The sequence below is a fragment of the Xanthobacter nonsaccharivorans genome (genome assembly GCF_043194755.2).
GTDB classification, from domain to species: Bacteria; Pseudomonadota; Alphaproteobacteria; order Rhizobiales; family Xanthobacteraceae; genus Xanthobacter; species Xanthobacter autotrophicus_G.
Genome location: NZ_CM195526.1, coordinates 5,025,897 through 5,043,570 on the forward strand (window position 1 = coordinate 5,025,897; position 17,674 = coordinate 5,043,570).

Genomic DNA, 17,674 nt, shown 5'->3' on the forward strand with positions numbered 1-17,674 from the left:
GACGCAGCCGATGGCCCCGACGAACCGCACCCCCGGAAAGGCGCCGAAGGAAGCGCCCGCTGAGCCCTTCAAGCGGGCCGTGGCGGGCTGCTTCAAGGCCATTGCCGGCGTCTCCGAGTTCGAGGTCACCTTCGCGTCCGAGCGCCCGGCGCTGGCCCCCGACCGGGTGCGCCTGCCCGAGCCGCCGCGCCGCTTCACCGCGCAGGATGCGGCCATCGTGCGCGGCCACGCGGATTCCCTCGCCCTGCGCCGCGCCTGCCACGACCCCGCCGTCCACCGCAGGATGCTGCCCCAGGGCGACACCGCCCGGGCCGTGTTCGAGGCGGTGGAGCAGGCGCGCGTGGAAGCCATCGGCGGCAACCGCATGCCGGGCACCAAGCGCAACCTCGCGGCCATGCTCGCCGACCGCTACCACCGCAGCAATTATGCCGACATCACCGAGCGCTCCGAGGCGCCCATCGAGGACGCCATCGCCCTCATCGTGCGCGAGCGGCTGACCGGCGAGGCCCCGCCGGCCGACGCGCGCAAGCTGGTGGACCTCTGGCGCCCCTATATCGAGGCGCGCGCCGAGGGCGACCTCTCCCGCCTCCTCGACAGCCTGGAGAACCAGAAGCGGTTCGGCGAGATCGCCCGCGACCTGCTCGCCTCCCTCGACATGGGCGAGGAAAGCGGCCTCGACACCGACAAGGAGCCCGAGGACCAGGAGAGCGAGGGCGGCGCCGAGGAAGAGGGCGGCGAGAGCGGCGACGCCCAGGAGGACCAGAGCCAGCAGGGCGCCACCGAGATGGAGGCCGAGCTCTCCGAGGAGGAGATGCCCGACAGCGCCACCGAGAGCGACGCCGCGCCGCCCGCCGAGACGCCCGATGGCACCGAGCTCGGCGACAGCGAGGAGCCGGCCGAGCCCTGGTCGCCGCGCCCGCCCGTCACCCACGATACCCGCGGGCCGGAATACCACGCCTTCAGCACCAAGTTCGACGAGGAGGTCTCGGCCGAGGACCTGTGCGACCCCGAGGAGCTGACGCGGCTGAGGTCCTATCTCGACAAGCAGCTCGCCCACCTCCAGGGGGTGGTGGCGCGCCTCGCCAACCGCCTGCAGCGGCGGCTGATGGCGCAGCAGAACCGCGCCTGGGAGTTCGACCTGGAGGAAGGCGTGCTCGACCCCGCGCGCCTGCCCCGCGTCATCATGGACCCCATGGCCGCGCTCTCCTTCAAGCGGGAGCGGGACACCGACTTCCGCGACACGGTGGTGACGCTGCTCATCGACAATTCCGGCTCCATGCGCGGGCGGCCCATCACGGTGGCCGCCACCTGCGCCGACATCCTCGCCCGCACGCTTGAGCGCTGCGGGGTGAAGGTGGAGGTGCTGGGCTTCACCACCAAGGCGTGGAAGGGCGGCCAGTCCCGCGAGGCATGGCTCGCCGCCGGCAAGCCGGCCGCCCCCGGCCGCCTCAACGATCTGCGCCACATCGTCTACAAGGCGGCGGACGCCCCCTGGCGGCGGGCCCGACGCAACCTCGGCCTGATGATGCGCGAGGGCCTGCTCAAGGAGAACATCGACGGCGAGGCGCTCGACTGGGCGCACAAGCGCCTGCTCGGCCGCACCGAGGCCCGGCGCATCCTGATGATGATCTCCGACGGCGCGCCGGTGGACGATTCGACGCTCTCGGTGAACGCCGGCAACTATCTGGAACGGCACCTGCGGCACATCATCTCCGAGATCGAGACCCGCTCGCCGGTGGAGCTCATCGCCATCGGCATCGGCCATGACGTGACGCGCTACTACCGCCGCGCCGTGACCATCGTGGACGCGGAGGAGCTGGGCGGCGTGATGACGGAGAAGCTCGCCGAGCTGTTCGAGGAGGCCGGCGCCCCTGGCGGCGGACGCGGCGGCACCCAGCGCGGCCGACTCCATTGAGGCGGCGCGGCGCATTCGCACTGACGGCGGGCGCGCTGCTCGTCGCGCTCGCGGGCGTCGCCCTGTCGAAGCCCCTGGCCCTGCCGGCCACGCCCGAGGCCATCACGGTCACGGCGCAGCCCATCCGCACCTTCCATCCCGGCGACGAGACCGCCCGCTTCGGCGCCCTCGCCTTCCGCGGCGGGCTGGTGCTGACGTCCGACTTCAGGGGCTTCGGCGGCATCTCCGGCTTCTCCCTGAGCGGCAGCGGCCGTTTCCTGGCGGTGACCGACGCCGGCGTCTTCCTCTCCGGCCACCTCGACACGGATGGCGACACGCCCACCGGCCTGTCCGAGGTGAAGGCCGCCGCCGTGCTCGACCAGGCCGGCCGGCCGCAGGCGACGCGCGGGCGCGGCGACGTGGAGGCCCTCGCCGTGGGGCCGGACGGCGTCTATGTGGCCATGGAGGACGTGAACGAGATCTGGCGCTATCCGCCCGATCCCCTCGGCAAGGCCGGAGCCATGGTGCCGGCGCCGGGGATCCGCAACCTGCGCCGCAACCTCGGCCTCGAAAGCCTCGCCTTCATCCCCTCCGGCCCGCTCCAGGGGGCGCTCGTCGGCATCGGCGAGGAAGGCGCGGACAAGACCGCGGACCTGCCGGGCTTCATCATCGGCGGACGCAAGCCGGGCAATTTCACCGTGGCGAAGAGCGGCGTCTTCAACGCCACCGACCTCGCCCTCGGCCCGGCGGGCGAGATGTACCTGCTGGAGCGGCACTATGCGGTGACCACCGGCGTGAAGATGCAGATCCGCCGCTTCCAGCTGGCCGAGGTGAAGCCGGGCACGCGGCTCGTGGGCGAGGTGCTCGGCACCTTCGACATGGGCTACGAGATCGACAACATGGAAGGCCTCGCCGTCACCACCGGCGCCGGCGGCGAGACCCTCCTGACCCTCGTGTCCGACGACAATTTCAATCCCCTCCAGCGCACCATCCTGCTGCGCTTCGCCGTGATCGCCGACTGAGCGCCCTGTCCGGGGCGCGCGTGCCGCGATGGGACGCCGGCGCGCGCACGAAGCGAACGGAAGCGGAACAAAGGGAGGGCGAATCGCTGCGCGCGCCGAGTCAGCGATTCGTTCCGGCGCCAACGTCTGACATTACCATGTTACCATGGCCTTGCCCCGCTCCCGCCTGCATGCCCATATGCCCCCAGCCGGCCACAGGGGGCCGGATCAGGGGCATCCATCCATGATCGAGATCGGCCCGAACCTTTTCGTCATCATCCTGCTTCTGCTCGCCATCGCGGTGGTGTTCGCCGGCGTGAAGACGGTGCCCCAGGGCTATCAGTTCACCGTCGAGCGCTTCCGCCGGTACACCAAGACGCTGCAGCCCGGCCTCAACCTCATCGTTCCCTTCATCGACCGCATCGGCAACCGCGTGAACGTGATGGAGCAGGTGCTCGACGTCCCCAGCCAGGAGGTCATCACCAAGGACAACGCGACCATCACCGTGGACGGCGTGGCCTTCTTCCAGGTGTTCGATGCCGCCCGCGCCAGCTATGAGGTCGCCCGCCTCGACACCGCCATCCTGGCGCTGACCATGACCAACATCCGCACGGTCATGGGCTCCATGGACCTCGACCAGCTGCTCTCCCACCGCGACGAGATCAACGTGCGCCTGCTCGCCGTGGTGGATGCCGCCGCCTCGCCCTGGGGCGTGAAGATCAACCGCATCGAGATCAAGGACATCGTGCCCCCCGCCGATCTGGTGAACGCCATGGCCCGGCAGATGAAGGCCGAGCGCGAGAAGCGCGCCGCCATCCTCGAGGCCGAGGGCCTCAGGCAGTCCGAGATCCTGAAGGCGGAAGGCCAGAAGCAGGGCCAGATCCTGCAGGCCGAGGGCCGGCGCGAAGCCGCTTTCCGCGACGCGGAGGCGCGCGAGCGCCTGGCCGAAGCCGAGGCCAAGGCGACGCAGGTGCTCTCGGCCGCCGTGGCGAGCGGCGATCCGGCGGCGCTCAACTATTATATCGCCGAGAAGTACGTGAAGGCGTTCGAGACGCTCGGCGCTTCGCCGAACCAGAAGGTGGTGCTGGTGCCCTACGAGGGGACAGCGCTGCTCTCCTCCCTCGCCGGCATCGGCGAGATCGCGCGCAACGCCTTCGGCGGCGACGGCACCGGTACGCCGAAAGCGCCCCCTCCTGGCGCGCGGCGGCCCACCGGCCCGACGACCGCGCCGGTGGCGTGACGGCCATGTCCCTCGTCGACCATCTCGGCCCCTGGGCCTGGTTCGTCATCGGCGGCGTGCTGCTGCTGGCGGAGATCGCCGCGCCCGGCGCCTTCCTCGTGTGGCTCGGCATCGCCGCCCTGGTCACCGGCGCGCTCGCCTATGCGGTGAGCCTGCCCTGGCAGGGGGAGGTGGTGGCCTTCGCCGTGCTCGCCGTGGTGGCGGTGATGATCGGCCGCAAGGTCACGCCGGCGCCGGGCAAGGCCTCGGACCGGCCGTTCCTCAATCGACGGGCGGAAGGCTTCGTGGGCCGCGTCTTCACCCTCGACGCCCCCATAGAGGACGGCATCGGCCGTGTTCGCATCGATGACACGGTCTGGCGGATCGAGGGCCCGGACCTGCCCGCGGGACAGGATGTGAGAGTGGTGGCGGCGGATGGGCCGGTGCTGAAGGTGGCCGCGGCGGAACGCTGACCCCAACCCTGCCCGGCCCCGCCTCGCGCATTTTCGATGCGCAGCAGATCCCGGCTCGCGTGAAGAAAATGCGAGAAAACAACGAGGTGGAGCATTTTCGCGATTCGAGACCCGCGGAAATGCTCCAGCCGCGCCGCTATCGCGGCGGACGGGGAACCGAGCTGAAGCGCGGCTCCGGCCGGCCGAACAGGAAGCCCTGCGCCTCGGTGTAGCCGGAGGCGATCACCGCCCGGTACTGCTGCTCCGTCTCCACGCCCTCGGCGGTCACATGCATGCTGAAGGCACGGCACAGCTCGTTCAGCGCGCGCAGCACCAGCGGATTTTCATGGGCGAGGGTATGGATGAAGCTGCGGTCCACCTTCACCCGGTCGAACGGGAAGCGGGTGAGATAATCGAGGGACGAGAAGCCGGTGCCGAAGTCGTCCATGGCGATGCTCACCCCCAGCCCCTTCAGAGCGTGCAGGGTGGCGAGCACGGCGTCGGTGTCCTTCAGCAGCATGGTCTCGGTGATCTCCAGCTCGAGCCGGCCGGGAGGCAGGCCGCTGGCGGCCAGTGCGGCGCAGATCTGCTGCACCAGGTTGGTGCGACGGCTGGTGAACTGGCCCGCGGAGAGGTTGACGGCGATGCGCCCCACCTCGGGCCGCGCCGCGGCCACCGCGCAGGCCTGTGCGAGCACCCATTCGCTGATGGGCTCGATGACGCCGATCTCCTCGGCCAGCGGAATGAAATGGTCCGGCGGGATCCGCCCCCGCACCGGGTGGTGCCAGCGCAGCAGCGCCTCATGGCCCACCACCTGCCGCGTCGGCACCGCCACCACCGGCTGGTAGTAGACCTCGAACTCGCCATTGGCGGCCGCCCGGCGCAGGTCCACCTCCAGGCTGCGACGGCGCTGCACGCTCGCCTTCATCTGCGGCTCGAACAGCCGGTAGTGCCCGCGGCCCTCGTCCTTGGTCCGATAGAGGGCGAGATCGGCGCATTTCAGCAGGTCCTCCGGGTCCGCGCCCACCAGCGGCACCTCGGCGATGCCGATGGTGGCGCCGACCACCACCGGGTGCCCGTCCAGGTCGAACGGCTCCTGCAAGGCGGCAATCAGCCGGCCGGCGAGGGCGAAGGCCTCGGCCGGCTGCTCCAGCGCGTCCTGCAGCACGCCGAACTCGTCGCCCCCGAGGCGGGCCAGCACGTCCCGGGGACCGATCACGGTGCCGAGGCGCTGCGCCACCTGCTGCAGCAGGCGGTCTCCGGCGCTGTGCCCGAGGCTGTCGTTGATGGTCTTGAAATGGTCGAGGTCGAGCAGCAGCACGGCAAACGCGCTGGACGGCGCCCGCGCCGCCACCGCCGCGTCGAGCCGCTCGCGGAACAGCACGCGGTTGGGCAGGCCGGTGAGGGAATCGTGCAGCGCCATGTGCGAGAGCAAGGCGGCGGTGCGCCGCTGGTCGGTGACGTCCTCGTGGGTCGCCACCCAGCCGCCGCCGGGCAGGTTCTGGTGCTTGATGACGAGCATGCGCCCGTCCGACAGCTTCACCGTCGTCTCGCTCTGGGCGCCGGCGGCGACGATATCGCTGCGCCAGGAAAGATATTCCTCCATCGACATGTCGGCGCACGCGCCCTGCGCCGCGCGCAGCGCCACCACCTCGGCAAGGGTCATGCCGTGGCGGATGAGCTCCGGCGACACCCGGTAGAGCTCTGCGTAGCGCGCGTTCGAGACCACCAGCCGGCTGTCGGCATCGTAGCAGCACAGACCCTGCGGAAGACCCTGGATGGCGGTGGCGAACCGCACCCGCTCCAGGTCGCGCTCGTCCTGCATCCGCTGCCGCTCCGCCGCATAGGCGAGGCGGGCCCGCGCCATGCGCTCGGCCTCCCGGGCCTCCTCCAGGGAGGCGAGGCTGCGCCGGTGCCGCGTCGCCAGCACGGCAAGGGCCCCGAGAGACACCATCAGCAGCACGGTGGCGCCGACGATCAGCCGCATCTGGAACCGCCACGGCGCCATCGCCGCCGAGAAATCGGTGCCGGCGCCGGCGTAGGCCGGCAGCGTGCCGAGGCGTCGCATCGCCATCAGGCGCTTCGTGCCGTCGAACAGCGAAATGCCCACGTTGAAGCTCTGCGGCCCCTGGCTCACCAGCATGTCGGCCGGGACCCGCTGCCCCACGAGGCCCTCCCAATGGGGGGCGCTGGCGAGGACGGTGCCGTCCGTGGCCATCAGGGCGACGCGATCGTCCTCGTTCATGGTGAACTGGGCGAGAAGGCTCTCCAGCACATCGATGCTGACCACCGCCACCACCACGCCGGTGCACACGCCCCCGGCGCCGAACAGCGGGCGCACCACGCCGAACAGAAGACCGCCATCCGCATCACGGATCGGCCCGGTGAGGCGCACATCGCCCTCCGACGAGGGCTTCAGCCGGTCGAAATGCACCTCCCGCAGCACCTTCTGCGAAAGGGTGGAGGACAAGGTGGTGGACTGGATCTGGCCCGCCCCGTCCGCCAGCAGAAGTCCGGAGACGTAAGGCAGGGCCGCGGCGCCGCCGAGCAGGAAATCCCGCGGCAGCGCCCGCGCGCCGCGCGCGAATCCCTCGACGGTGGCGATGTCCGCCCCCAGCTCGGCGATGGCCGCGGACTGGAGCGTGCTGACCGCGGAAAACGCGGTATCCGCCAGGCGCGTGGCGACGTTCGCCGTCTGGGCGATGCCCGCGCCGGCAAGGTTGAAGGCGCGCAGGTGAAGCTGGTCTGCCGACAGGACGGCGAGGGTGACAATGGCGAGGCAAAGCACCGCCGCCGCGCCGTAGATCAGCCGCGTCGTGGCGGATGCGATCTCGGCCGGCCTCGATTTCGGACCGGGCACGAGGACGTCCGCATCGGTACCGGCCATGTCATCCCGCATAACGCCACCGCAGCCCACCCCGGGCCATCCCGCTGACAATAGAGCCGAAGCCGGGTGGACAAGCCAAGCTCAAGCACAAGCCGCGGCGGAATTTCTCCTGCGTGGGTTAAAGATCAGAGGCCCTTGAGCAATCGCTCCAGATAATCGAGCTCCAGCTGCGGGCGTTCCGGCTGCTCCAGGCGGCGGCGCAATTCCTCCAGCACGCGGCGGGCGCGCTGGCTGTCCACCTCGTCGGGCACCTTCACGGTGAAGTCGTCGCCATAGTCCTGGTTGCGGAGCGGGCGGCCGAGCGGGTCGGTGCGCTGGTTGGCCTCCTCGCCCGGCCCGCCGGGACCGGGGCCGTTGTTGCCGCGCTGGGCTTCCTTCATGGCCTGGTTGCCCTGGCCCAGGGCCTGGAGCGCCCGGCCCTCGGCATCGAGCGCGTTCTGCCCGTCGCCGCGGCCCAGGGCCTCCTCCGCCTCGCGCATGGCCCCCTCCGCCCGGCCAAGGGCATCGCCCGCCCGGTCCATGGCCCCCTGGGAGGGATCGCCGTCGCCGGAAGGATCGCCAGTCTGCCCGCGGCCCTGCTCCATGCGGTCGAGCAGCTGGCGCAGGCGGCGGCGCAGCTCCTGCTGGTTCTGCTGCAGCTCGCCGAAGCTGTTCTCGCCCGGCTGTCCCTGCTGGCCTTGCTGCCCTTGCTGGCCCTGTTGCCCCTGCTGGCCGCGCTGGCCCTGGCGCTGCTGGTAGGTGCGGTCGCGCAGGCGCAGCTGCTCCTGGATCATCTTGTCCAGCTCCGACGGCTGGCGGTTGGCCTGGCGCCCCCCCGGCTTGATGTTCTCCATCAGCGCCTGCAGCTGGTCGAGCAGCTGGCGGGCGGCGTCGCGGTTGCCGGAGCGGGCGAGATTCTCGATCTGGTCCAGCATGCGCTGGAGGTCCTGGGGCCGGATCACCCGGGTCTCGGCGTCGAGCATGCGCCGGTCGGTGCCGCCGTCGCGCTCCGCCTCGCGCTGCAGCTGCTGGATCATGCGATCGAGGGCGGCGCGCAGGTCCTGGGTGAGGCGGCGGATCTCCTCCTCCGGGGCGCCGCGCTCCAATGCGTCGCGCAGGGCCTGCTGGGCGTCCCTCAAGGCGCGCTCCGCGTCGCTCAGCGTGCCGTCCTCGATGCGCACGGCCATTTCCCACAGATGGTCCACGAGGGCGCGCAGGTCGTCGTCGGTGCGTGCGAAGCGCGCCTGGGCGAGAGCCGTGCGCAGGCCGAGATATTCGCCGGCGGCCGGCTTGAACACCTCCGGGGCGAAGCTCAGCGCCTCCAACGCCCGCACGGTGCGGGGGCGGACGTTGGCATCGAAGGCGAGGCGGCGGCGCTCGTCGATGAGGGCGCGGGCCAGCGGCTTGGTGAAGGTGCGGGCGGGAAGCCGCGTCACCTTGGTCTCGCTCGAGGCGGTGTTGCCGGCCTCGTCGCGGGCGGTCAGCGTCACCTTCACCCGGCTGCCGGCCCAGGGATGGGCGACAAGGTCCTTGGTGGTCTGGGCGCTGCCGGTGCGGCCGCCGGGGGGCAGCACCAGCTTGAAGTCGGGAGGCGGCACGAGGGGGTGCGCGGCGCGCGGCGGGGCGGCGCCGGGGCGCGGGAACAGGCCCGGCTCGGCCGGAATGGCCTCGAACGTGGCCTCGGCCTCCTTCACCCCGTAGTCGTCCTCCACCTTGTAGGCGAGGCCGAGCTGGTTGCGCTGGAGGGTCTGCGGATCCTTGGTGAAGGCGATGGTGGGCTTCAGGTCCGGCACCGCCTTGAAATGCCAGGAGAGGCGCCGCTGGTCCGGGCTGAGGAAGGAGACGTCGGCGTCGCCCTTGATCACATAGCGGTGCTCGCCCGCGGCGAGGGCGGGCGCCTCCGGCCGGGCGGGGGCGGGCCTGGCGGCCGGCTTGGGCGCGGACTTGGAAACGGGAGGCGTCGCAGCGGCCGGCTCCTCGGCCTCGGGCACCACCTCGGCGATGCCGCCTTCGAGCTTCAGGGCGGTCACGTCGATGCCGGCGCCGCGCACCACCAGCACGCTGCCCGCCGGCACCTGGAGGGCGGTGGCGCTCAACGAGGTGGGATCATCCGAGCGCAGGCCGGGCAGCACCACGGGCGGGCGGCCGGTATAGGCCGGCGGGTCCACCCAGGCGTCGAGGCGATAGGGGGCGGGCGGGGTCAGGGCCCGCCAGTCGAAGGCCGCGGACAGGCGGGAGAGATGCTCGCCCGGGGCCATGAAGAAGCTCGCCACCAGCGCCAGCAGCGCCAGCGCCCGGAAGGCCCGGGGGTCGCGGCGGGCGAGGCCCGGCGCCGGCGCGCCGGCCTTCAGGACGCGCGCGGCGGCGAGCGCCCGCGACAGGTGCGCCCGCCACAGCGCGGCGCCCACCGGATCGTCCGGCCGCGTGGCGAGGGAATCGGAAATGGCGGTGGCCGGCCGGTGCGCCCGGGCGCTGTGCCGGTCGAGCCGCGCCACCGCTTCCTCCCGGCCCGGCCAGCGCAGGGCGAGGAGCGGGCGGGCGGCGAGCACGAGGAGCACGGCGAAGGCGATGACGCCGAGGATGCGCAGCACCACGGGCGCGGCGAGCCACAGGCCGGCGAAGGAGACGGCGAGGAAGGCGGCCAGCACCACCCCCACGCGCACGAGCGCGGGCCAGGCCTGTTCCCAGAACACGGCGAGGCGGGCACGGCGGGTGGCGCGGGCGAGCAGAAGACGGGCGTCGTCTTCCGGCGAACGCGGGTGCGTCCCGTCGCGTGGTGCGCTCACACTTTCCCCCTTTCCTCTCCCACGGAGATTGCGCGCGGGCGCATCCGGGCTCTCGGGGCCTTCGACGCCGGATCGGCTCCGGCGGTCACGAAAAACCAGCTTAACACAGCGCAAGGAGCGGGCCAGTGGAGGGGGGCGCCAAGGTCCTCACAACTCGGTCACGGCCCGGCCGCCCCGCGGGGCGGGTCGATCGCGCCTCAGCCCTTGCCCGTTCCTTTGCCCGGACTCCAGGCATCGGCCGCGCGGCCGATCTCGTCCGCGGGAATGCCGAGCAATCCGAGCGTCTCGCAGATATGCGGCGGCAAAGGGGCGCTCACATCCACCGGCGGGCCGTTCCTCGCCAGCGGCACCACGATGCGGCGGGAGTGCAGGTGCAGCTTCGGCCCGCCCGGCAGGCGCGAGGCGCCGCCGTAGATGGTGTCGCCGAGGATGGGGTGGCCAAGGTTCGACAGATGCGCGCGCAGCTGGTGGGTGCGCCCCGTGACCGGCGAGAGGGCCACCACGGCGAGACCGCCGGCGCGGTGGAGCACGCGATAGTCGGTGATGGCCTCCTGCGCGCCGGGCGTGCCCTTGGCCACCGCCTGCATCCACCAGCCGCGATGGGGCGAGCGCTTGGCGAGCGGCTGGTCGATGCGGCCCTCGTCCGCCTCTGGCGCGCCATGGGTGAGGGCCACGTAGGTCTTGCCCACCGCCCCGGTGGCGAACAGCTTGCCCAGCAGCGCCAGGGCCTTGGCATGGCGGCCCAGCACCAGGCAGCCGGAGGTGTCCTTGTCCAGCCGGTGCGCCAGCTCGGGCGCGCGGGGCAGGCCGAAGCGCAGGGCATCGAGATGGTCGGCCAGGGTCTCGCCGCCCTTCGGCCCGACATGCACCGGCAGGCCGTGGGGCTTGTCGATGATCAGCATCAGGCCGTCCCGATGCAGGACCGGCAAGTCCAGCGTGGGGGAGACCAGTGCGGGGGTGCCCGGCGCGGCGGCGTCAGGGGCGGGGCGCGAGGCCGAGGGCGCGGAAGGCGTCATGATGCAGGTCGGCGGTCTCTCGTGAGAAGCAGCAGAACACCACGCGGGAGACGCTGCCGGGAGCCCCAAGATGGGCGAGGACGGCGCCGACCGCCAGTGGGGCCGCGCGCTCCGGCGGAAAACCATAGACGCCGGTGGAGATGGCGGGGAAGGCGAGGGAGCCGAGGGACGCGTCGTCCGCCAGCCGCAGGCTCTCGCGGTAGCAGGAGGCGAGCAGTTCGTCCTCCCCTGCCCCGCCGCCGCGCCAGACCGGCCCCACCGCATGGATGATGTGCCGCGCCGGCAGGCGGAAGCCCGGGGTGAGGCGCGCCGCGCCCGTGGGGCAGCCCCCCAGCGTGCGGCAATGGGCCAGCAGCTCCGGCCCCGCCGCCCGGTGGATGGCCCCGTCCACCCCGCCGCCGCCGAGCAGGCTGGCATTGGCGGCGTTCACGATGGCGTCGGTGGCAAGGCGCGTGATGTCGCCCACATGGATCTCAAGGCGCGCGCCGCGGCCGGGCTCAAGGAAAAAAGCGGGGGTAGGCTGCATTCCGGTCGGGCTCGCGGACGTGATTTTCCTCGGGAGCGGGATCCGATCATATGGACCCGCGGAACGGTTCCACATGATCGATGCGTCGCCCTCGCACATATCGAAAGGGCAGGGCCCCAGGATCGTCAGAGTTGGACGGTTCAGCAAGGAACCCGTTTCAGGCACGGAGGAAAAAGAAGATGGCACACACCCGCAAGACCGAACGGCGCCTTTTGACCGACGCCGAGATGGAGTTCGTGGAGAAGGCCCGCCACCCCGTGCTCGGCCAATTGGCCGATGCCGACCTTGCCGCCCTCGTCAGGCATCTGCGCGAGCGGCGGGCGCGGGCGCTGTCCATCGCCAACGACCAGCGCCGGGCCCTGCGCGGCAAGGGCGGACGAAATTCGGGCGGGCGCGGCGAGGCCCTCTATGACAAGGCCGATTCCGGCAACCGCCAGAAGGCCGCCGTGCTCACCGACGCCCTCACCCGCGCCCGGCGCGAGGCGACCCGCCGCGAGGCGGAGGCCGCGCGCACCGAGCTGATGGCCACGGCCCAGCTCGCCCTTGAGCTGAAGCGCGATTCCAAGCGCGCCAAGCGCCCGGCCAACCTGCCGCGCGCCAATTCCGGCATGCGGGCAAAGGTGCGCACACGGCTCCACCCCATCGGCTCGGCCTCCGGGGAGGCCGGGCGCGTCACCAAGTTCGTGGCGGTGGCGCAGGCCAAGCGCGACCGGCGCGGCGACTGAAGGCGGGCGGCGCGGGCGAGCCGTAAAGGGGCTCCCCCGCGCCCGAAGGGGGATGACGGCCGAAGCTGAAGCCGCGGCGCCGTGCCGGCGACGGCCCGGGCGCATGGCCGCCTCCGGAGGTCGGCCACCGATCTGGTTGCGGTGCAATCAGATCGGCGCGCGCTAGTCCGCCAGCTCCAACCGCAGGTCGAGGGTGGAGCGGCGGCCGAGGTCGTCGAAATGCGCGTCGAGGAAGCTTCCCGCCGCCGCCCGGCCGAGGTCGCGCAGGTGCTGGAGGAACGACCACTCCGCATTCAGCTTGGAGGTGGCATCCAGCGCCTTGAGCTGGTCGGCGCCGCCGATGCGGTGCAGCCGCACGCGCCGGAACGGCGAGCCGCCCAGGGTCCAGCGGGACAGCAGCCCCTGCTCGATCAGCTTGGTGGCATGGTCGATGGCCCGCATCTGGGCGAGCAGCGAGGCGTTGAAGGTGATCTCGTTGATGCGGTTCTGGATCTCGGAGGCGGTGCGGGGCGTGGTCTCGCGCACCACCGGGTTGATCTGCACCAGGAGGATGTCGTCCGCGTCGGCCTGCTCATAGAGCGGGAACAGCGGCGGATTGCCCATGTAGCCGCCGTCCCAGTAGGGCACCCCGTCGATCTCCACCGCCTGGAACAGGAAGGGCAGGCAGGCCGAGGCCATTACCGCGTCGGCCGTCATCTCGTCGTGGCCGAAGATGCGGGCGCGGCCGGTGTGCACGTTGGTGGCGGAGATGAAGACCTTCACCTTGGATTGGCGCAGGGCCTCGAAATCCACGTGCGCTTCCAGGATCTCGCGCAGGGGATTGATGTTCAGCGGATTGAGGTCGTAGGGCGAGAAGAAGCGCGAGGCCACCTCGAAGGCGAGATAGGCCGGGTTGCGCGCCAGCGACCAGTTGCCGAGCAGCCGGTCGAAGGCGGTGCGCTGGAGCGGCGACATGCGCCCGTCCCGCGACACGTCCTTCCAGAACTGGGCGAGGGCGTGGCGCGCTTCCTCCGGATCGCCCTTGGCGAGGCCGGAAGCGAGCACCACCGCGTTCATGGCGCCGGCGCTGGTGCCGGTGATGCCGGCGACGGCGATGCGGTCGTCCTGCAGAAGCCGGTCCAGCACGCCCCAGGTGAAGGCGCCATGGGCGCCTCCCCCCTGGAGCGCGAGGCTGATCGGCTTCACGCCGTCGCGCCGGCTCACGGCCTGCGCCTCGCGCGGCCGAGCCTCACTCGGCGACCCACCCGCCGTCGATGGACTGCATGGAGCCGGTGATGGAGCGGGCGTTGTCGGAGGCGAGGAACACGGCGTAGGCCGCGACCTCTTCCACCGTCACGAACTCCTTGGTGGGCTGGGCGGCGAGGATGACGTTCTTCTTCACCTCCTCCTCGGAGATGCCGCGGGCCTTGGCGGTATCCGGGATCTGCTTCTCCACCAGGGGGGTCCACACGTAGCCGGGGCAGATGGCGTTCACGGTGATGCCGAAGGTGGCGGTCTCCAGCGCCGCGGTCTTGGTGAGGCCGGCGATGCCGTGCTTGGCCGACACGTAGGCCGACTTGAAGGGCGAGGCGACGAGCGCGTGGGCGGAGGCGGTGTTGATGATGCGGCCCCACTTGCGCGCCTTCATGCCGGGGATGGCCGCGCGCATGGCGTAGAAGGCCGCCGACAGGTTGATGGCGATGATCATGTCCCACTTGTCGAGCGGGAATTCCTCGATGGGCGCCACATGCTGGATGCCGGCGTTGTTCACCAGGATGTCGCAGGCGCCGAGCTCGGTCTCGGCGAGCTTCACCATGCCCTCGATCTCGTCGGGCTTCAGCATGTTGGCGGGCGAGTAGAGGCACTTCACGCCGAAGTCGCTCTCGATGGCGGAGCGCTCCTTCTCGATGGCGGCAGCGTCACCCAGGCCGTTGAGGACGATATTGGCGCCCTCCTTGGCGAAGGCACGGGCATAGGCGAGCCCGATACCGCTGGTGGACCCGGTGACGACGGCGACCTTCCCCTTGAGCATGGCAGTTCCCCAAAAAGGCACGGCGTGGCCCCGGACAAGGTGCCGGGGCTCACGATGTAGCGGAGCGGTGTGACGATGCTGTCACGCGCAGGCGAACCTGCCGCGGCAGATTGCAACGCTCCTTGCGGCAGCGCAACGCGCGCCGCCCGGCCCTGCACATGCAAACCGAAAAGTGGCGGTTTGCGGCCCGATGCACTAGATTTCCCGGCGTGACCGCCATCGCCCCTCCTCTTCACGACCACGACCACGGCCAATGCGTCGCCGGGGCGCTGGCGCGCGTGGAGCAGCGCTGCGCCGAGCGCGGGCTGCGGCTCACCCCGCTGCGGCGCGCGGTGATGAAGGCGCTGGCGGAGACCCATTCGCCGGTGGGCGCCTACGACATCGTGCAGCTGCTGGCCACCGCCGGCGAGCCGGTGCCGCCCATGTCGGTCTACCGGGTGCTCGACTTCCTGGTGGCGGAGGGCCTCGCCCACCGCATCGAGAGCCGCAACGCCTATCTCGCCTGCACCCACCCCCACGACGGCGAGGAGGTGGTGGTGTTCCTCATCTGCGAGCGCTGCGGGCTCACCAGGGAAGTCGCCTCCCATGCGGTCGGGCGCGACCTCGCCTGGGCGGCGCGGGCGGCGGGGTTCGAGCCGCGCCAGCGGGTGCTGGAGGTGGCCGGCACCTGCGCCCATTGCCGGGAGGCCGGCGCCGGCCCGGCGCCGGCAGGCGGTTGACGCCTTCCGCGGCGCGGCCTACTCGAAAAGCCGTCCGCGCCCGGTTTCCGCACGTATCAGCGCCTGCGGACGCCCCGTTTCCAAGGATCAGATGCCCATGACCAGCCCTCAGCCCGTGGTTCCGACCGAGCTGCTCGAGGCCGGCCCCGCCGCGCGACGCCCGACCGTCGGCGTGCCCGTGGGCCGGGTCATGGTGGGTGGCGGGGCGCCGGTGGTGGTCCAGTCCATGACCAACACCGACACCGCCGACATCGCCGGCACCGTGCGCCAGGTGGCCGCGCTGGCCCGCGCCGGCTCCGAGATCGTGCGCATCACGGTGGACCGGGACGAGGCCGCCGCCGCCGTGCCGCACATCAAGGAGAAGCTCCTCGCCCAGGGCATCGACGCGCCGCTGGTGGGCGACTTCCACTACATCGGCCACAAGCTGCTCGCCGACCACCCGGCCTGCGCCGAGGCGCTGGACAAATACCGCATCAACCCCGGCAACGTGGGCTTCGGCGACAAGAAGGACCGGCAGTTCGCCGCCATCGTCGAGACCGCCATCAAGCACGACAAGCCGGTGCGCATCGGCGCCAACTGGGGCTCGCTGGACGGCGAGCTGCTCACCCGCCTGATGGACGAGAACGCCCTGCTGCCCCGCCCCGCCGAGGCCCGGGCGGTGACGCGCGAGGCGCTGGTGCGCTCCGCGCTGCTCTCGGCAGCTTTGGCGGAGGAGATCGGCCTCGGACGCGACCGCATCATCCTCTCCGCCAAGGTGTCGGCGGTGCAGGACCTGATCGCGGTGTATGGCGAGCTGTCGCGGCGCTCGGACTACGCCCTGCACCTCGGCCTCACCGAGGCGGGCATGGGCTCGAAGGGCATCGTCGCCTCCACCGCGGCCATGGGCGTGGTGCTGCAGCAGGGCATCGGCGACACCATCCGCGTGTCGCTCACCCCCGAGCCCAACGGCGACCGCACCCGCGAGGTGCAGGTGGCGCAGGAAATCCTGCAGACCATGGGCCTGCGCACCTTCGTGCCGCTGGTGGCCGCCTGCCCCGGCTGCGGCCGCACCACCTCCACCGTGTTCCAGGAGCTGGCGCAGAGCGTGCAGGACATGATCCGCACCCGCATGCCGGACTGGAAGGCCAAGTATCCGGGCGTCGAGACCCTGAACGTGGCGGTGATGGGCTGCATCGTGAACGGGCCGGGCGAGAGCAAGCATGCCGACATCGGCATCTCCCTGCCCGGCACCGGCGAGACGCCCTCCGCCCCGGTGTTCATCGACGGCAGGAAGGTCGCCACCCTGCGCGGCGCCAACATCCAGGACGAGTTCCGCCAGATGGTGGAAGCCTATGTGGAGCGCCGCTTCGGCCTCGGCGCCAAGCTGACAGAGGCGGCTGCGGGAGGTAGCCCGGCGGACGCCGCCGAGTAGCGCCGCCCCGCCATCCCCAACGTTACCAAAATTTCATGCCGCGGCGCCCTACCGGCGCCGTGGTTGCGGGGTCATATGCGCGACGGTCCAACCACCGGAGGCGGAAATGACCCCCGAGGAACGTGCCCTGATCGACGGCCTGTTCGACCGCATGCGCGGTGTCGCGAACCAGCCGCGCGACGCGGAAGCCGAGGCGCTCATCGCGCGCCGCGTCACCGAGGCACCCCACGCAACCTATGCCCTGGCCCAGAGCGTCCTCGTGCAGGAGCATGCGCTCCAGCAGGCCTACGCCCGGATCCAGGAGCTGGAAGCCCAGCTGGAGGAGGCGCAGCAGGCGCGCCAATCCAGCGGCGGCTTCCTGGGCGGCCTGTTCGGCGGCGGCTCCCGCGCGTCCGTCCCCTCTGCCGGCGCCCGCGCCGGCGCGCCGATGGATGTGCCTCCCGGCTACGGCCAGCAGGGCTATCCCCAGCAGCCCGGCGGCTATCCCCCGCAGGGCTATGCGCAGCAGGGCGGCTATCCGCCCCAGTATCCGCCCCAGGGCTATGGCCAGCAGGGCGGTCCTCAGGGCGGCCCCTGGGGCCAGCAGCCCCCGCAGCGTTCGGGCGGCGGCTTCCTGCAGGGCGCCCTTGCGACGGCCGCGGGCGTGGCTGGCGGCGCGCTGCTGTTCGACGGCATCAAGAGCATGATGTCCGGCGGCGGTGGGGCTGTTGCCCATGCCGCGGCGGCTGATCCCTTCTTCGGCGGCAGCAGCGGCGCCACCGGCGACCTCGGCAAGGATGCCCAGAACGCCCTTGGCGGTGCCCAGCCCGCCGCCGGCCAGGACAACAACGACTTCTGGAATGCCGACCCGCAGGACCCCAACGCCGAGGACGTCAATTTCGACGATGGCGGCGACTGGGGCAGCGACAGCGGCGACGACAGCTGGACCTGAGCATTCAGGTCCCGCATCGAAGATTTCGAGACGGCGGTGCCCTGCACCGCCGTCTTGCGTTTTGGCCGCGCGCCGGCTCTGGTTCCGCCGGCCCCGTTTCCATCCGGGAGGCGGATG

14 protein-coding genes are annotated in these 17,674 nt (G+C 71.6%); 8 read left to right on the forward strand and 6 right to left on the reverse strand.

The window, feature by feature from the left end; genetic code table 11:
- The first annotated feature begins 10 nt into the window (after positions 1–10).
- The 4 genes from cobT (at position 11) to V5F59_RS23035 (ending at position 4,587) form a co-directional block, all read left to right on the forward strand.
- Positions 11–1,915 (forward strand): cobaltochelatase subunit CobT, encoded by a 1,905-nt coding sequence (cobT, locus tag V5F59_RS23020; RefSeq protein WP_393982753.1) that lies wholly within the window; start codon positions 11–13, stop codon positions 1,913–1,915.
- The gene (locus V5F59_RS23025; protein WP_393982754.1) at positions 1,912–2,916 is read left to right on the forward strand and encodes an esterase-like activity of phytase family protein; all 1,005 of its coding nucleotides are present in this window, start codon (positions 1,912–1,914) and stop codon (positions 2,914–2,916) included. Before cobT ends, V5F59_RS23025 begins: the two co-directional genes overlap by 4 nt.
- 223 nt (positions 2,917–3,139) lie before the next feature.
- A complete protein-coding gene (locus tag V5F59_RS23030) occupies positions 3,140–4,135 on the forward strand; it encodes an SPFH domain-containing protein (RefSeq protein ID WP_393982755.1) in 996 nt (331 codons plus the stop codon).
- 5 nt (positions 4,136–4,140) lie between these two features.
- Positions 4,141–4,587 carry an NfeD family protein gene (locus tag V5F59_RS23035; RefSeq protein WP_393982756.1) on the forward strand — a complete coding sequence of 149 codons (447 nt, stop codon included), beginning with the start codon at positions 4,141–4,143 and terminating at the stop codon, positions 4,585–4,587.
- Between the two features lie 136 nt (positions 4,588–4,723).
- On the opposite strand, the gene V5F59_RS23040 is transcribed toward V5F59_RS23035, so the two are convergent.
- From V5F59_RS23040 to V5F59_RS23055, 4 genes are all read right to left on the reverse strand, one after another.
- Positions 4,724–7,453: a bifunctional diguanylate cyclase/phosphodiesterase gene (locus V5F59_RS23040; protein WP_393982757.1), complete on the reverse strand. Its 2,730-nt coding sequence runs from the start codon at positions 7,451–7,453 to the stop codon at positions 4,724–4,726.
- 125 nt (positions 7,454–7,578) lie between these two features.
- Positions 7,579–10,218 (reverse strand): TIGR02302 family protein, encoded by a 2,640-nt coding sequence (locus V5F59_RS23045; protein WP_393982758.1) that lies wholly within the window; start codon positions 10,216–10,218, stop codon positions 7,579–7,581.
- Between the two features lie 197 nt (positions 10,219–10,415).
- Entirely contained in the window at positions 10,416–11,234 is an 819-nt protein-coding gene (locus V5F59_RS23050; RefSeq protein ID WP_393982759.1) for an RluA family pseudouridine synthase, read from the reverse strand.
- Positions 11,194–11,760 carry an O-acetyl-ADP-ribose deacetylase gene (locus tag V5F59_RS23055; RefSeq protein WP_393982760.1) on the reverse strand — a complete coding sequence of 189 codons (567 nt, stop codon included), beginning with the start codon at positions 11,758–11,760 and terminating at the stop codon, positions 11,194–11,196. The genes V5F59_RS23050 and V5F59_RS23055 overlap by 41 nt, the downstream gene beginning before the upstream one ends.
- A gap of 179 nt (positions 11,761–11,939) precedes the next feature.
- Between V5F59_RS23055 and V5F59_RS23060 the strand changes: the two genes are divergently transcribed.
- Positions 11,940–12,485, forward strand: a complete 546-nt coding sequence (locus V5F59_RS23060) for a hypothetical protein (RefSeq protein WP_393982761.1) — start codon at positions 11,940–11,942, stop codon at positions 12,483–12,485.
- Between the two features lie 162 nt (positions 12,486–12,647).
- Here V5F59_RS23060 and V5F59_RS23065 read toward each other — a convergent pair whose 3' ends face one another.
- Both V5F59_RS23065 and V5F59_RS23070 read right to left on the reverse strand, forming a co-directional pair.
- A complete protein-coding gene (locus V5F59_RS23065; RefSeq protein WP_393982762.1) occupies positions 12,648–13,688 on the reverse strand; it encodes a patatin-like phospholipase family protein in 1,041 nt (346 codons plus the stop codon).
- Between the two features lie 25 nt (positions 13,689–13,713).
- Positions 13,714–14,496 carry a 3-hydroxybutyrate dehydrogenase gene (locus tag V5F59_RS23070; RefSeq protein WP_393982763.1) on the reverse strand — a complete coding sequence of 261 codons (783 nt, stop codon included), beginning with the start codon at positions 14,494–14,496 and terminating at the stop codon, positions 13,714–13,716.
- 209 nt (positions 14,497–14,705) lie between these two features.
- Here V5F59_RS23070 and V5F59_RS23075 point away from each other — a divergent pair, with 209 nt between their 5' ends.
- The 3 genes from V5F59_RS23075 (at position 14,706) to V5F59_RS23085 (ending at position 17,557) form a co-directional block, all read left to right on the forward strand.
- Positions 14,706–15,215, forward strand: coding sequence for a Fur family transcriptional regulator (locus V5F59_RS23075; RefSeq protein WP_393982764.1), 510 nt, complete (start codon positions 14,706–14,708; stop codon positions 15,213–15,215).
- Positions 15,216–15,306: 91 nt separating this feature from the next.
- A complete protein-coding gene (gene ispG / locus V5F59_RS23080) occupies positions 15,307–16,626 on the forward strand; it encodes a flavodoxin-dependent (E)-4-hydroxy-3-methylbut-2-enyl-diphosphate synthase (RefSeq protein ID WP_393982765.1) in 1,320 nt (439 codons plus the stop codon).
- 106 nt (positions 16,627–16,732) lie between these two features.
- Positions 16,733–17,557 carry a DUF2076 domain-containing protein gene (locus V5F59_RS23085; RefSeq protein WP_393982766.1) on the forward strand — a complete coding sequence of 275 codons (825 nt, stop codon included), beginning with the start codon at positions 16,733–16,735 and terminating at the stop codon, positions 17,555–17,557.
- Positions 17,558–17,674 lie beyond the last annotated feature (117 nt).